Genomic DNA, 16011 nt, shown 5'->3' with positions numbered 1-16011 from the left:
TCTGATTTATTTTGAAAACATCCAATAATCGAAAAACATAATGTCTTTTTCCGCTTTGCCATTGAAAACGAAATAAAGATTGTGAGTGCCTGTAATTTTGTTGGATACATTAATTTTAACCGTTTCAAAACGGTCATCTCCACCAGTCATCGGGACTTTTACAGTTCCCGCAATCGGTCCGTCCAAACTGTCCAAATGAATATCCATTGTAACTCCGCCGTTATGCGTGGTTCCTACTCTTGCAGAAAAATTTGTTGCGCCATCTTTTCCAAAATCAACATTTTTTACGCTTGTGTAGGCTCCGCTTTTCTTTGCTTTAATGAAAACTCCCGCAACTTTATTTTGATAAGATTTTACATTTTCTGACCACGAAATCATCTCCGCCTGATTGAATGTGTAAGGATTAACGGTTGCAATAGCTTTCGTAATCCCATTGGTCATTTTGAAAGGTGAAATAGAGCCATCTTTATTAAATTCTAATTCCTGCACGCTTACTGAACGTGTGAACCCACTTCCGCCCGGCAATGCACCATTGTGATAAAAAAAGTAGGTTTTCCCTCTGAAATCAACCACGCCGGGATGATTGGTAAAAGATTTTCCTTCTGCAGGCATTATAATTCCGCCATATTTCCACGGACCTTGCGGACTTTTGCTTGTCGAATAGCCGATAAATTCAGGTAATGCACCGCCCGGCCAGAAGAGATAGTAGAGATTTTTTCGTTTGTACAACCACGGACCTTCTTCATACTTCGTCGGTCTTTCCGGATTTCCTTCCCGCTTTCCGAAAGATTCTTCGGTCATCGGAACTTCAACAATATCGCCGGAATAAGAAATCATATCTTCATTGAGTTTTACATATTTAAGTTTCGGATTTCCCCAATACAAATGTGCCTGACCGTCATCATCAATGAAAACCGTCGGGTCAATATCGCCCCATTTACTCTGAACTAAAGGTTTTCCTAATGGGTCGTGAAACGGCCCAAACGGACTGTCGCCAACTGCAACTCCAATTGCACCTTTGTTATTGGTTTTGGAAATCATTGGCACATACATAAAAAATTTCTCGTTTCTCTCGATACACTGAGCCGCCCACGCATCACGCTTTGCCCAATCAAAATCGTTGTAGGAAAGAATAACGCCGTGATCTGTCCAGTTGACCATATCGTTGGTAGAATATAATTTCCAGTTATTCATTGTAAACCACGTAGAATCGTCTTCGTCGTGACTCGTGTAAACATACAAACGGTCATTGAACACCATCGGCGCCGGGTCGGCGGTGTAAGCGGTTTGAATAATGGGATTCTGTGCAGACAAAACTCCTGCATATCCTATTAACAGAGTACTTAACGCTGACTTTATTATATTTTTCTTCATTTTTAAATAATTAACATTCAAACATTATTTTTTCTGAAAACTCCAGTAATCGAAATTAAAAAGCTCACGACCTGCCGTGATATTTTTTCCCTGAAAGACAAAATACACATCGTGAACGCCTGAAACGGATTCTGAAATTTTGGCTGTCAAAGTTTTCCAGACGTCCCAGTCTCCTGTTCTCGGCACTTCAATTTGGGCTAATTTTATTCCTTTAACACTGTCTAAACGGACTTCCAGAATTCCTCCGTCAAGTCCGGCAGCTATGGAAGCTGAAAATTCCGAGGCTCCCTGACTTCCAAAATCTACAGAACGGACTTTAACGAATCCACCTGTTCTTGTTTCGGTTACATAAACTCCGGTTTTCTTATTTTCGGCGGTTTTGCATTTTTCGGACCACGCAATCATTTCTGCTTCGTTTCTTTTGTAGGGATTTACCGTTCCTATTGGATTTACGCCTTCTTTGGTCATTATAATTTTCGGAATGCTACCGTCCGGATTATATTTAAATTCTTCAATGGCTGTTGATCTGCCGTAGCTTCCGGCACCCGGCAATAATCCTGTATGATAAAACAAGTAGGATTTCCCTTTGAAATCAATGATTCCGCCGTGGTTGGTAAAGCTGTTGGTCGGCTGGTCGGTCATTATTTTGCCCTGATATTTCCAGGGACCTGTTGGTGATGAGCTTGTGGCGTAAGACAGACATTCTGTACGTCCGGTCATTCCTGCGTACATCAGATAATATTGTTTATTACGCTTGTAAAACCAAGGTCCTTCCACAAAAACATCTTCAAATTGCTCTTGCTTTTGCAAAACCTCATCACTTTTTCCGGGACGTCTGAGTCCGCCAAATGATTCCACCGACTGTGGAATTTCAGTAATTTTCCCTTCATACCAAACCATATCTTTGTTGAGCTTTACATAAAAAAGATGGCTGTTTCCCCAATAGAGATAGGCTTGCCCGTCTTTATCTATGAAAACCGTCGGGTCGATATTGTCCCAGCTTCCCGTTGTAATCAATGGTTTTCCGAGCGCATCTTTAAATGGTCCTGTCGGAGTATCTGAAACGGCAACACCAATTGCCATATCATTATTAACGGTTTGGGCACAGATGTACCAGTAAAATTTGCCGTTTCGCTGTATACATTGTGATGCCCAGGCGCGGTCACGAGCCCAGCTGAAGGATTCTAAGGAAATTGGAACACCGTGGTCTGTCCAGTTGACCATATCTTCGGATGAATGAACCCTCCATTTCGTCATATAATAAAAATCGTATCCCGGAATGTCGTCTCCTGTGTAAACGTACATTTTATCTTTATACACCATCGGTGCAGGGTCCGGCGAAAAATGGGTCTGGACTATTGGATTCTGAGCAAAAAGACAAATTGCATTCGTTAATATCAATGAGCTTAGTAAAGATTTCAATTTTAAATTATTCATATTCAAATATTTATAATTAATTCTGAATAAATTTATAATAAGCCACACCGTGCGCCGGAATATCCAGTGGCAGGCTTTCGTTAGTTGTATTTAATTTTGAAATATCTTTTTGCCTCCATAAATCACGAACGGTTTGTTTTCCAGCTATTCCCAACTTCGAAAAATCTTTATAATTCATCTTCACTTTTTCCCTTCCGAAATTGGTAAAAGCAACTGCTTTTCCTCCGTCTTCCAGCTCTTTGACATAAACTCTGAGCTCTCCGATAGTTTGTAGACACATTCCCTGTTTCCCTAAAACATCCTGATTGACGGCAATTACCTCATCATTCGTTAAAAGATTTAATGTAAAATCATCTAATTTTTCTAAATCACAACCAATAAGCAAAGGCGCTGAAAATATACTCCAAAGGCTGATGTGGAGATATTGCTCGTCCGGTTTAAGACGGCTCTTGTGAGGATTTCCCCAACCTACTTCGCCAACAACTAGCATATCTGCATCGTTCCAATTGCCTGGTTTCGCAAACGGAGCGGCTTTATCCTGAGCCAATGCAATGCCTTTGACGCTTGCCCAAGTATCGGTAATATCATTGGTGGTTCTCCACGACTGCGCATCAACTTTATCGCCCCATTTCCAGACGTCTCCCATCCCGTACTGACAAAGATTATACACAATATCTCTCGGTTGCTGACGAAGCAAATCGCCCATCACTTTGAAAGGTTTCACTCCTTTTTCCGGGTCACCTCCGCCCTGAAAAGCGAGGGAAGGAACTTTGAAAGCGTCGTTTTCCGGCAAGCCATCTATCACGCCGCCATAGCTGCACCAGTCGTATTTTAAATAATCGATGCCCCATCTTGAATAAATTTCGGCATCCTGTTTTTCGTAACCGTAGCTGCCGACACAGCCGCCGCAAGTCCACGGACCAGGAGAAGAATAGATTCCCATTTTTAATCCGTTATAATGTACATAATCTGCAAGACCTTTCATATCTGGAAATTTTGAATTGGGAATAATAAATCCTTTTTCATCACGCATTTTTGCTTGGTCTTTAGAATCCCGATTGTACTGCCACGAGTCATCAATATTGATGTAGCTCCAGCCGTGATCTGCCAAACCGCTTTTTACCAAAGCATCTGCTGCAATTTTCACTTTCTCCGAAGAAACTTCTAGCCCAAAACAATTCCAGCTGTTCCAGCCCATCGTCGGCGTGAGCGCAATCTTATCTCCACAAACGATTTTGATTTTTTTTGAAGTTTTTCCTTTTGCATTCTGAGCCATTAAACTGACTTCAGATGTTCCTTTTTTATCCAGTTTCCCTGTGATGATTCCTGTTTTCGGATCTATTTTTAATCCTTTCGGAAGCTCTTTTACAGAGAATGTCATCGGTCGATCTCCTGTTGCCGGAATCCTAAACAGGAAAGGCGAGCCGGGGCGAACGCCGAAAACCTTTGCAGAATTGATTTTTGGCGTTGCAGGAGATTTTGGCGTTAAAATATATTCCTCTGATGAAATTGGATTGAATGTTTTTAAGGTATTCACTCCTGTGGTTTCAAATTTTGCATCAACCCAGTTGGCGTGGTCATAATAAGGACCGTTTTCACCATCTGTTACCAGCAATTCCAGTTGGTTAATGCCTTCTAATGAAACAGATACAGGTTTTGCCTTATCACCAAGATGCATTAATTCACTAGACCATATTTTTTTATTATCTCCATAAATTTCAAAAGCTACTGCCGGATTCTGCTCTTTAACCTCATCATCGAGTCCTACCAATGCCGTAAACGTCTTTGCTTTTCCATCTAATTGTATCAACAGGGAACTTTCGGCGTGTGTTCCGAAACCTCTTTTAAACACTTCGCCGGCAATCGTCAAAGGTTTTCCGGCGACGGATGTATTGATGCCCGGTTTGCCGTGACCTTGTGTGGAAACGCTCAGGTCAAGTTCATCTAACCAAACGACAGTCTGTGCATTTAACCAGCATCCAGCTATTAAGAAATTGAGAATAAAGAGTTTAAATCTGTACATTTTTAAAATTGATTAAGATGATTCATTGTATTTAAAAAAATATAGGATTGTCCATAACTTCACCTAGGTCTTCGACTTCGCTCAGACTGACATTGTTAAAACATTCCGATAAGCTCAATATGACAACAGCTAATATTAGAAATGTCACACTGAGCGGAGTCGAAGTGTTTGTTTAATTATTTAACTTGCACTAAATTTCCACCAATCGAAGTAGAAAAGGTCTTTGCTTCCTTTGAATACAAAATACACATCGTGCACGCCTTTCATATTTTTTACTGGAGATTTAATGGTTTTAAATAAGTCGCCTTCCGCTTTTCCGATTACCTGAACGGTTCCTAATATCGGTCCGTCCACCGCATCGGTGTGGATTTCTATACTTCCGCCATTCATTGAAGCCACCGATACTTCCAGAGATTTTGTTCCTTTGGAAAAATCAACGCCCTGAACTTTGAGGTAATCACCATTATTAATCGATGAAACCACCATTCGGTCAGTAATTTTTTTGCCTGTGTCGTAAGGATTATTTCTTTCCCACTCAGTCATTTTTTCTGTTTTCAAGCCTTCACTGTACGCAATCGTTTCCGCTTCAACTTTTTCATACGGATTCAAAGTAGCAATTCTTTTTACACCTTCAGGATTCCAGAATGGTAATTTTTGAATCGTACCATCGGCATTATAAGTCAGTTCGCTCACACAAATGGAACGGCGCTCGTAATGCTTACTTATTGTTTGTTTTCCAAGATTGTAATTGAAACCAAAAACGTAAGATTTTCCTTTATAATTGATGATTCCGGGATGATTTCCGTTGGAGCGTTTGTCACTGTCCATAATCATTCCTTTGTATTCCCACGGACCGGTTGCCGACTTGCCCATTGCATAACCGATTCCTTCCGGACAGCACGTTGAAGCATACGCCATATAATAATTTCCGTTACGTTTCCAAGCCCAAGGACCTTCCTGATAATGAAACGGGTCGGGAGAACCTTTGACTTTGGCAATCGACGTATCTTTCACAATTTGTCCGTCAACAGAAATCATATCTTTATTAAGCTTTACATACCATAAATTAGGATTTCCCCAGTACAGATAAGCTTGTCCATCATCATCAATCAAAACCGTCGGGTCGATATCATCACTTGAATTTTTAACCAGCGGTTTTCCGATCGGGTCTTTGAAAGGACCATACGGACTGTCTGCCACCAAAACACCGATTCCTCTTTGTCCTGGCATCGGGCAATACATATAAAATTTGCCGTTTCTTTCTATGACCTGAGGCGCCCACGCTCCGTTTTCCGGGTCTGTCCATTTGAAATCCTTTAGAGAAGCCACAACGCCGTGGTCTGTCCAATTGACCATATCGGTTGAAGTGTACAACAGCCAGTCTTTCATTTTAAATCCGAACGCATCATCTTCGTCGTGACTAGTGTACAGAAAAACGGTGTCTTTGTAAACCAATGGTGCGGGATCAGCCGTGAATTTAGTCTGAATGATGGGATTTTGCGCAGACAGCGATAATCCTGTGAGCATCAACCCAATATTTAAAGTATATTTTAAAACTGTTTTCTTAATCATAATCAGTTTTTTTTGAATTTAATATTTAATGATTTGTTCTGTCCAGGTTGGTCCATCGATGTAAAACATTCCGTCTTTGTAATTTACTGGCTCGATTCCCATTTGCGGACCAGATTCCCAAGGCTGAAAAGTCTGACTGTAGGGATAAGGTCTTTTTTCATACATAAAATAATGGCAGGAATTCCAGAGATTTCCGTCTGGTCCGATGAACAATGCATTGTGTCCCGTTTCCTGATATGGATCTTCGGTATCGGTAAAGAAAAGATTGTCGTAACCGTTTTCTTTAGCCATTTCGGTTCGGTATCCTTTTTTTCTTGTTCCGAAAATAGGTTCTGGTGATGCCAGTTCCCAAGGTCCTAGAGGCGATTTTGATTTTAATAAACCCACTTCGTAACCTCTTGTCCAAGTCGAGAAAAACATAAAATAAGTTCCTTCTTTTTTGATGACAAAAGGTCCTTCGATTCCGCCAACCATCCATTCCGGCCAGCCGGGTTGTTTTTTGTCGAGAAGTTTTTGAATAGGTGTGGTTAATTTTCCTGTTTTCAAATCAATTTTAGCTTGAAAAAGTCCGTTACCACTACAGTATAGATAAACCTGTCCGTCTTCATCTTCAAATAAGGTAGAATCATTATTATATTGTGGCGTCAAAGGTCCATTGACCAATTTATAAGGTCCTCTAACTTTATCTGCTGAAAATAACCAAACACTGTGAGTTGCCATTCCTTTCGGGTCTTCTTTGGTGACTTTTCCGCTGTTTACGGTCAACCAGTATTTTCCTTGTATAAAATGAATTTCGGGAGCCCAGAATCGTCCGTTGTAAGGTGTGTCTTTCGGAAGTTTTTTGGCATCGATGATAAAAGAATGCTGTTTCCAGTTGATTAAATCTTTCGAAACCAACATTCGGACACCGGGATTCGGACCTGTCCAAACCGGATTGGAAGTTCCCACACAATACCACAAATCATCTACTTTGATGATGAAATGATCACGCATAGAAATAGCGGAATCTCTGGTTATAGGATTGGTGTAGCGAAATTCTTTCTGTAGGGAACTTTTGCTTTTTTCAGTCTGAGCAAATCCATTACTCAAAGTAAAAATGAATAATGAAAATGCCAGAATATTTTTAAAAATCTTCATATTTTTAATTTTGTCTTTTTATGTTGATAGGATCGCATCCTATTCTTTGTAAAACCATCCCGTTGTGACTTGTTGGATATTTATCTCTTATACGGACTTTCATCCATTTTCAAATACGTTTCTTCGTAGCCGCCGTTGTCCACAACTACTTTGTACAAAACAATTCCCGGGTCTAAAGGTTCAATTATCAGGGTATAATTTCCATTTTGATTGGCAGGAAGCGTAAATGTTTCTACTTTTTCGACCAATCTCGCAGCAGCTGCAGGATACATTTTGGTATAATTATTTGCCCAAGTCAAATCCTGATTGATGCCGATGGTTTTTGGTTCGTTTTTATCGAAATAAGCTTTAATACTGTGACCACCATTTTTGAACGGAAGCGTAGAATCAAAGAAGAAATGAACTTTTACAGTGGAAGATTTATTTTTTAATTTAAACTGATAAGCTACTGAAGATTCATCTGTTTTCTCGGTGTAAGGCATCAAAGCAATTCCGGAAAGCGTTCTTCCTAAATCTGGAATAACTGTCCATTTTGTGTTTTTGGAATTTTTAGTTTCAAAAAAATGTTCGGCTTCCATCGCCACTACACCATTTTTCTCTTCGAAAATATAACCGCCTATTTTTGCTTCTTCGGGTGTGATTCTGTAAACGGTTGGTTTGATGTTTCCTTCTTTCGGTTCGTCCCAGGATTTGTAACCAATATGCGTTTGATCCATCATATGATTCCATTTTCCACCGGAGATATTCAGGTTGTAATCTTTGGTGTATTCGGCATCTCTGGCGAAACATTCATCGGCGTAATCTGCCCAATAATTGGCTTTCACGTCTTTTTCATCTGTCAATTTGTGATTCATTGCGACAGCATAATACATATCGTAGAGATTGGCCATTGCACGAACAGGATGTAAAACGATTTGTTTGTAAGTGTCTTTGTAAGTTTCATCTAAAGTCAAAAACTGTCTCAAAGCTCTTGTTTCCAAAGCCAAATACGAATCTCTCACCTGGAAAAATTCTCCACTTTGAAGATTGTAAGTCTTGTGATTCATCATTTCTGCAGAAACTCTGGAATTGTACTTACAATACAGATTGATGATTTCTGCAATTTCTTTCGCATTGTGATTTCCGAAATGTTCTTCCGCAAATTTTACAGTGTAATTTTCAAGATTATCCTGGGTAAAAGAAGTCGGATTCCACGCCATATTCAGAAAGAAATCCATTGGATATTCATTCGGTTTTAAATCTCCAACATTCAGAATCCAGATTTTATCCACGCCATAACTATACGTCAACTGCAACTGTTCCCACATATGCGGAATTTGCGCCATATTCAGCCATTGATACGCTCTTGGCGCACCGTGCAAGTCTACGTGGTAATACATTCCGTAACCGCCGGGATGTTTTTTGGTATCGAGATAAGGCAATCGGCGGACATTTCCCCAATTGTCGTCACACAATAGAATCGTCATATCATCCGGAACTTTCATTCCCTGGTCATAATAATCCAAAACTTCGCTGTACAACGCCCAAAGCTGAGGTGTTTCTTTTGCCGACTTTTTAGTTACTTTTTCGATAATTTTACGCTGATCCTGCATAATTTTTTCCAACAGTTTGAAGTTGGCTTCAGCACTTCCCAAATCGTTCATCGGTTCGTCACCATCGCCACGCATTCCCATTGTGACTAGATTATCGTAGTTTTTGTTCCGGCTGAATCCGTCTTCCCAGAATTTCAGAAGCGCATCTTTATTGGTGTGGTAATTCCATTCGCCGTTTCCGTATTCGTTGCGGTTATTTCCCCATTCTTTCTGTGCTCGCATCATCGGTTCGTGGTGCGAAGTTCCCATCACGATTCCGTATTCATCGGCAATTTTTGGGTTGAGCGGATCATCTTCGTTGAAGGCTTTTCCCCACATGGCAGGCCAAAAATAATTGGCTCGAAGACGAAGCAAAAGTTCAAACATATGCGAATACATTTTACTGTTGATTCCTCCGAATTTGGCTCTAGCCCAAGTTCCAAAAGCAGGTTCTTCATCATTAATAAAAATCCCACGGTATTTTACTTTTGGTTCGCCTGAAGCAAAATATCCCGGAATTACATAAGCTGAAGAGCGTTTTTGAACGGGAACATCGCTCCAATAATGCCAAGGAGAAACACCTAATTGTTTGGACAGTTCATAGATTCCGTAAATCGTTCCACGTCTGTCGCTTCCTGCAATAATGAGCTGTTTTTTGGATTTAGATTTTGGATTTTCAACCGTGGTAATCACGAAACTTTCCCATTTTCCTTTTATATCTTTAGCATTTATTTTTTTGGATGAAATAAGTTTATCAATACTTTTATTTGTGCCTAAAGTTCCAATGATGATTTCAAAATCGCCAGAAGTTTCAGAGGTTGAAAGATTCGGCAAATTCCCTGTCACTTTCTGAATATCAGACTGCAAATCTTTTATAGCACGAATGACGGCAACATTTTCTGATTTTTCGTAAAATAGATTTGCGGCATTTCCTTCCACTGAAACAATTGGAAAACCATTCTCATTTGAAATGATATTTTCTGTAATTCCTGATGTTTGTTGAGCAAATGAAACTCCGATGTTAAGAAAACATAGTAAAAGAAAAATTTTTATTTGGTGAATATTTTTAAGCATAAATTTATTCTGATTGTAATGACTCGTTTATTTCTTTCTGATTGACAGGCTTGAAAAGCAACTGTGAAAACAGATACAAATCATTTTTCCAAACTTTGAAATCGTGACCGCCCGGTTCTACATAAAAAATATGTGGAATTTTATTTTCCGTCAGATAATCGCTTGTTCTTTTACTGAAAGGCATCAATCCATCCTGGTGGCCACAGGAAATCCAAAGCAGTTTTAATTCTTTTGCTTTGGCAGGATTCGGAAGTAACTGTTGAGGTTCTTTGGTGTTTGGCGCAGAGGAAAAACCGCCAATCCAAGCGAATTTATCGATATTTCCCAATCCGAAATTCAGGGTTTGTCCGCCTCCCATTGACAGTCCTGCAATCGCTCTGTTTTCTCTGTCTTTTTTTACCGGATATTTTTTTTCTATGAAAGGAATCAGGTCGTTTAACAAATCTTTTTCAAAGGTTGCGAAAGCTTCCACTTTATATTTCGCCCAAATATTTCCCGTTGCTCTGTCATCTTTCATCGCTCTGCCATTGGGCAAAACGACAATCATCGGCGTCAGTTTCCCTTGTGAATAGAGATTGTCGAGAATAATCTGGGGCGTTCCATTTTTAAACCATTCTTTTTCATCTCCGCCTATGCCGTGAAGCAGGTACAAAACTGGATATTTTTCGCCCTTTTTGAAGCCTGGAGGTGTATAGACTAATGCTTTTCTTTGAGTTCCTATTGATTTCGATTCGTACTTAATCGTATCAATTTTTCCGTGTGGAACTTCTTTATTTTCTACATCAAAACCTTGTGGAGCCTGTTTTTCAAAAGTTTGCGCAGAAACAGACATTCCCGAAAACAAAAAAGCTACAATAAGAAGTATTGAATTTTTCATATTATTATTTGTAATTTTTACACTTATTAATTTAGACAAAAAAATAATACCCAATAGAATTATTTTTTCCTTTTTAATGTCAATTTTGGCTGCAATTAACAGGTCGCCTCTACGAGGCTTTGTTTTAATGAATCCTCTTTTTTGCTATTAACAGATTGCTCCTACAGAGCAGTATTTATGATTCTTTTTAAAGGCCGAATCTCTCGTAGCCCGACTTGAGCGGAAATCCTTTTTTGCTTGTACACTAGTTCTATTTATTCTAAAATCTCCAGCAAAAAAGATTGGGAGCCCTTCTATAAGCTCAGGATGAACTACAGGCGGATAAGCTACCAAAAAATTAATTCTCTCTTTTATTATTCTGAAGTTTTGTTTACTCTGAAAAAATCAATATCCACAAAACCTCCAATACTTTTCGTAGCATAATTGAAAATCGCAAATTTTGAACCCATAAAAAATCTTCTGTAATCAAAAATCATTTTGTAGTCTTTCGCCATTTCTGTCCAGTTTTTCTGGTCGATGCTGTAAGAAAAATCCGTCAAATCTTTTCCAAGGTTGAAATCAGCTTCAATACGTAAGAAAATCTTATCAGATTTAATTTCAATGCGTTTCTTTTCTTCTTTCTTTACTCCAGTAATCGCTTTCGTTTTGTTATCCAAGCTTACTTCATTTGTAGAAAAAATGAGAAATTTTTGATTACCTTCTTTTACAATCGATAAAATCCCTGAATCCCCATTGAATGCGCTAAAACCTGTAACGTCGCCGTCCTTCATTCCTTTTAAATCTAACGCAACAACTGCACTTGATTTCGGACCTTCCATTCTTTGCGTTAAAGTATTCGGCGCGGCATAAATATTATCTACAATACGGCTCGTTTTCAGTCTCATAAAACCTTTTCTGTCGGATAAAGACCAGGCTTCGTTCACAGGATTATGATTCCATTGCCACTGGATTTTCAATTTTTTATCTGAAAACTCATCACTTTCTACAATATTATTTTTTGGTTTAAATGTAGGAAGCGGAACTTCGCCATTTAATGGAACTTTCCCATTATCGCCCAAAACAGGCCAGTCCTTTTCCCACTTTACAGGAATCAAAATCGGGACGCGCCCTACTCCATTTCTATCCTGAAAAATCAGTGAATACCAATTGCCGTTTTTATCATCAATCAAAGCACCTTGTCCAGCGTAAGAAAATCCTAAAAAGTTGTCTTCCAAAATGACTTTTTTCTCGTAAGGTCCGGCCACTTTATCTGCTCTGTAAACTTCCTGACGGCGTTTTCCACCTCTTGGCCAGGAAATCATCATCATATAATATTTTCCATCTTTTTTAATAATTTGATTGCCTTCCAAAAGTCCGGTTTCAGAAGAATCTTTTTCAAAAACCACCGTTCCGTCTGGATTTCCGATGACATCTTTAAAATCTGGACTTAATTCAAAAACTTTGTTGGAAGTAAAAACATAAACTCTGTCGTCATCATCAAATAACAACGAAGCATCGTGAAAATGTCGGGTTCTGGTAATCAGTTTCCAGTTTCCTTTTTCGGGATTATCCGTTACATAGAAATAGGATCTGAAAGGCTCGTCATTCGGGGAAAATAAAACGTAATATTTCCCTTTGTGATAGCGGATGGAAGAAGCCCATTGTCCGCGACCGTAAACTGTTCCATTAAGCAAATCATATTTAGAATTGTCATTCAGAGTATTGAAAACATAGCTTGCCATTTCCCAATGAACCAAATCTTTGGAGTGCATTACCGGAGCTCCCGGCATCAGGTGCATAGTGGTACTGATGAGATAAAAATCATCGCCGTTTCTGGTAATTGACAAATCCGGAGCATCTGCCCAAATGATAGGATTGGTAAATGCTGTCGTCTGTTGTTTCTTAACCGGATTTACCTGAGCCAAAAGGAGATTCAGCCCGATAAATCCGTATAAAGAAACTATATAAAATGGTTTATTAATTTTCAAAACTTTAATATTTTGATTGGTTTAAATATTGAATAATCTTTTAAACGCAATGGACGCAAAGATTTTTTAACAACTAACTTTTTTAAAGTTCGCTAGGATACTTCGACAAGCTCAGCATAAACTACAACTCAGCAAAGTCTTGCAATTTTTAAAATTTTCCTCTCGCAGATTTATCTGATTTTACAGATAATCATCATAAAAATCAGCTTAATCCGTTTTATCTGCGAGATAATTATTTTTAATATTAGTTCGGTACAATATCATTAGATAATGTGCTGTACAAGCCAATTAAACTTCCTGTGAATCCGCCTGCAACATCGGTAGAAAGAATATCTCCGGAAACCGGACCGCCAAGATTTTTGTAGGTTTTTCCATCTAAAGAGTAATTAAAATTAAGATCATCTTTTTCACTAACCACCTGCAATTTGATGGTTTTTGAAAGTGAAATCTTTTCGCTGGCAATCAATTTTGATTCTCCTTTTTCTGTTCTTTCTAAAACGATGTAAAAGTCTTTATCCTTTTTAGTAATTCCGAAAACATAGTTGAATCTTTCACTTTGATAACAAGTGATTCCGGCTAATTCTTTTTCAGATTTCGGTTTGAAATCGAGTGTTACGGAAGTTTCAAAATCTTCGTGCTGTAGTCTGTGGAATAATGCCGAAACCGGAGCCAAAGCTTTGATATTGGTTTCAAAAGGAGTTACTTTCACCCCATTTTTAGCTGTTGCAATAAAGTTTTCTCGTGGTCCACGCATTGCAATCCATCGTAAATCAAGGTTTTTATCGGTTAGTTTATCGTTGTACGTGAAATTTCCGTTCGGGAAAAATCCGTTTTGTCCGGTTTGATTTTTTACGCCTTCCGGTAATTTTATTTTTGGCTTCATTGGAACCAATCCGTTTTCAAAAACAGGATATGTTCCGTTCCAGTCTACAGGAAGAATGAAAGTTTCTCTTCCGTGATTCACACGTCCTTTTTCGTTTGGACGAATCGCCAGAAATACACCATAATATTTTCCATCAGGAGTTTCCACCAAATCGGCGTGACCAGCCCAATCTACTTTATCTTTTCTGTCTTTCGGGAAATATCGCTGTGTTAAAATAGGATTGTTTTTTGCAGGAATGAAAGGCCCTTTCGGCGAATCTGACATAAAAATAACTTCGCTGTGGTTACCGCCAGTTCCACCTTCTGCACACATCAGGAAATATTTTCCGTTCTTTTTGTAAATATGTGGACCTTCGATCCAGATTGGTTTTTGGGAAAGATCAACGCCACCGTTTACAATAATTTTATCTGAACCAGCCACAACCTGGTCTTTTTCCAAATCGTAATCCCACATTTTGATGACGCGGTGACCTTGATACTGTTCTGTTCCTTTTGGTGGTGCATCGTTATGAACAATATATGCTTTACCATCATCATCAAAGAAAATTGCAGGATCGATTCCATCGAAATTCAGTTTCTGGACTTCGCTCCAGCCTTTTGCAGGATCTTTCGTTTTCACGACCATATTTCCTACTCCGCCAGCAATCTGGGTAGTAATCATATAAAAAGTGTCGTTGAATTTGTTGTATTTGATGTCCGGCGCATAAATTCCCTGAGAAACGCCTCCTTTTTCAACTTTAAGCTGTGAAGGTCTGTCGAGAACGTGACCCACCTGCTTCCAGTTGACCAAATCTTTAGATGTAAAAATCGGAACACCCGGAAACATTGAAAATGATGAATTAACCAAGTAATAATCGTCTCCCTTTCTGGTAATACTCGGATCCGGATAGCAACCCTGAAGAATTGGCGAATAAAATTCGTTTTCTTTCAAAGGATTGTTGGTGTATATTTTATCATTTCCACGATAGGAAAAATCTGAAAAAGTCTGTGCTGAAATGCTATTGATTGAGAATAACGCAGAAGCGATAATGAACTTAGAAGTCTTTCGACTTAATATGGTATGGATGATATTCTGTTTCATTTTTTATTTTTATGCTTTGGAATTTTATGACATCAGATTTCGTTATTTTCATTAAAAAAAGAAACGAAATAAGATTTTTTTACTGAATTAAACTTTAAAAACAAGACCTTAATTATGAGAAAAAACATTAAGGCCTTGCAACTATATGAAGAAAATAATATTCATTTTAAACTCCACTGAATGCGCTGAAACCTCCATCAATAGGAAGTAAAGCACCTGTGATAAAACTTGCGGCATCTGAACACAAAAATTGTACAGCACCATTAAGTTCGTCTGCATTTCCGAAACGTCCCATTGGGGTTTTGGCAATGACTTTTTTACTTCGGTCGGTTAAAGAGCCGTCAGGATTCAATAAAATTGCACGGTTCTGATCTCCAATGAAAAATCCTGGAGCAATTGCGTTGACACGAATTTTATCGCCAAATTTCAATGCTACATCCGACGCCAGCCATTGTGTAAAATTGGTAATCGCCGACTTTGCCGCTGAATAACCTGCCACTCTTGTAATTGCCGAGTAAGCCGCCATTGATGAAATATTGACGATACTTCCGCTTCCCTGCTCTGCCATTACTTTTCCGAAAACATAGCTTGGATAAACGGTTCCGTTTATATTAAGATCTGTTACTTCGTTCCACGCTTCCATTTTCATATCAAAAAAAGACTGGTCGGGAGACAAAGTTGCAGCAGGGATATTTCCACCTGCAATGTTAAGAAGAATATCTATTTTACCGTACTTTTCAAGGATTTTCTTTGACGCTGTTTCGAGACTTTCAACATCCATTACATTGGCTTCCACGGCGAATGCATCACCCCCCGATTCTGTTAATTCTCTAACACGAGCATCCAGAGTTTCCTGATTTCTTCCCAAAGCCACAACTTTTGCTCCGGCTTCGATGAAACTTTTAGCCAGACTTCCGCCTAAGACGCCTGAAGCTCCGGTAATGACTGCTACTTTATCTTTTATGCTGAATATTTCGTTCATTTTTTGATTGATGGTTGATAAATGATGATTGATA

General features: G+C 38.9%; 10 protein-coding genes. All 10 read right to left on the bottom strand.

What is annotated here, in order from left to right:
• Positions 1–6 precede the first annotated feature (6 nt).
• The 10 genes from OPU68_RS15740 to OPU68_RS15695 all read right to left on the bottom strand — a co-directional run bounded on the left by OPU68_RS15740 (position 7) and on the right by OPU68_RS15695 (position 15977).
• On the bottom strand, positions 7–1374 hold the full coding sequence (locus OPU68_RS15740) for a glycoside hydrolase family 43 protein (RefSeq protein WP_498474912.1): 1368 nt from the start codon (positions 1372–1374) through the stop codon (positions 7–9).
• A gap of 24 nt (positions 1375–1398) precedes the next feature.
• Positions 1399–2811, bottom strand: a complete 1413-nt coding sequence (locus OPU68_RS15735) for a glycoside hydrolase family 43 protein (RefSeq protein ID WP_498474911.1) — start codon at positions 2809–2811, stop codon at positions 1399–1401.
• Between the two features lie 16 nt (positions 2812–2827).
• Entirely contained in the window at positions 2828–4834 is a 2007-nt protein-coding gene (locus OPU68_RS15730) for an NPCBM/NEW2 domain-containing protein (protein ID WP_498474910.1), read from the bottom strand.
• Between the two features lie 180 nt (positions 4835–5014).
• Complete coding sequence (locus OPU68_RS15725) at positions 5015–6406, bottom strand: glycoside hydrolase family 43 protein (protein ID WP_498474909.1); 1392 nt, start codon at positions 6404–6406, stop codon at positions 5015–5017.
• Between the two features lie 18 nt (positions 6407–6424).
• Positions 6425–7543 carry a glycoside hydrolase family 43 protein gene (locus OPU68_RS15720; protein ID WP_498474908.1) on the bottom strand — a complete coding sequence of 373 codons (1119 nt, stop codon included), beginning with the start codon at positions 7541–7543 and terminating at the stop codon, positions 6425–6427.
• An 80-nt stretch (positions 7544–7623) separates the two neighbouring features.
• Positions 7624–10188: a glycosyl hydrolase 115 family protein gene (locus tag OPU68_RS15715; protein WP_498474907.1), complete on the bottom strand. Its 2565-nt coding sequence runs from the start codon at positions 10186–10188 to the stop codon at positions 7624–7626.
• 4 nt (positions 10189–10192) lie between these two features.
• Positions 10193–11065 (bottom strand): alpha/beta hydrolase, encoded by an 873-nt coding sequence (locus OPU68_RS15710; protein WP_498474906.1) that lies wholly within the window; start codon positions 11063–11065, stop codon positions 10193–10195.
• 353 nt (positions 11066–11418) lie between these two features.
• Positions 11419–13032, bottom strand: coding sequence for a glycoside hydrolase family 43 protein (locus OPU68_RS15705; protein WP_498474905.1), 1614 nt, complete (start codon positions 13030–13032; stop codon positions 11419–11421).
• Between the two features lie 244 nt (positions 13033–13276).
• Complete coding sequence (locus tag OPU68_RS15700) at positions 13277–14995, bottom strand: glycoside hydrolase family 43 protein (RefSeq protein WP_498474904.1); 1719 nt, start codon at positions 14993–14995, stop codon at positions 13277–13279.
• A 166-nt stretch (positions 14996–15161) separates the two neighbouring features.
• Positions 15162–15977, bottom strand: coding sequence for an SDR family oxidoreductase (locus OPU68_RS15695; RefSeq protein ID WP_498474903.1), 816 nt, complete (start codon positions 15975–15977; stop codon positions 15162–15164).
• Positions 15978–16011: the final 34 nt, after the last annotated feature.

This window comes from Chryseobacterium sp. TB1-D10, assembly GCF_059803555.1.
Note: the sequence above shows the minus strand (reverse complement) of the source record. Positions and strands in the feature narration are given on the sequence as shown.

Excerpts from the sequence above, each read along its gene's own strand:
- OPU68_RS15740 (WP_498474912.1), bottom strand. The coding sequence starts at position 1,374 with ATGAAGAAAAATATAATAAAGTCAGCGTTAAGTACTCTGTTAATAGGA.
- OPU68_RS15735 (WP_498474911.1), bottom strand. The coding sequence starts at position 2,811 with ATGAATAATTTAAAATTGAAATCTTTACTAAGCTCATTGATATTAACG.
- OPU68_RS15730 (WP_498474910.1), bottom strand. The coding sequence starts at position 4,834 with ATGTACAGATTTAAACTCTTTATTCTCAATTTCTTAATAGCTGGATGC.
- OPU68_RS15725 (WP_498474909.1), bottom strand. The coding sequence starts at position 6,406 with ATGATTAAGAAAACAGTTTTAAAATATACTTTAAATATTGGGTTGATG.
- OPU68_RS15720 (WP_498474908.1), bottom strand. The coding sequence starts at position 7,543 with ATGAAGATTTTTAAAAATATTCTGGCATTTTCATTATTCATTTTTACT.
- OPU68_RS15715 (WP_498474907.1), bottom strand. The coding sequence starts at position 10,188 with ATGCTTAAAAATATTCACCAAATAAAAATTTTTCTTTTACTATGTTTT.
- OPU68_RS15710 (WP_498474906.1), bottom strand. The coding sequence starts at position 11,065 with ATGAAAAATTCAATACTTCTTATTGTAGCTTTTTTGTTTTCGGGAATG.
- OPU68_RS15700 (WP_498474904.1), bottom strand. The coding sequence starts at position 14,995 with ATGAAACAGAATATCATCCATACCATATTAAGTCGAAAGACTTCTAAG.
- OPU68_RS15695 (WP_498474903.1), bottom strand. The coding sequence starts at position 15,977 with ATGAACGAAATATTCAGCATAAAAGATAAAGTAGCAGTCATTACCGGA.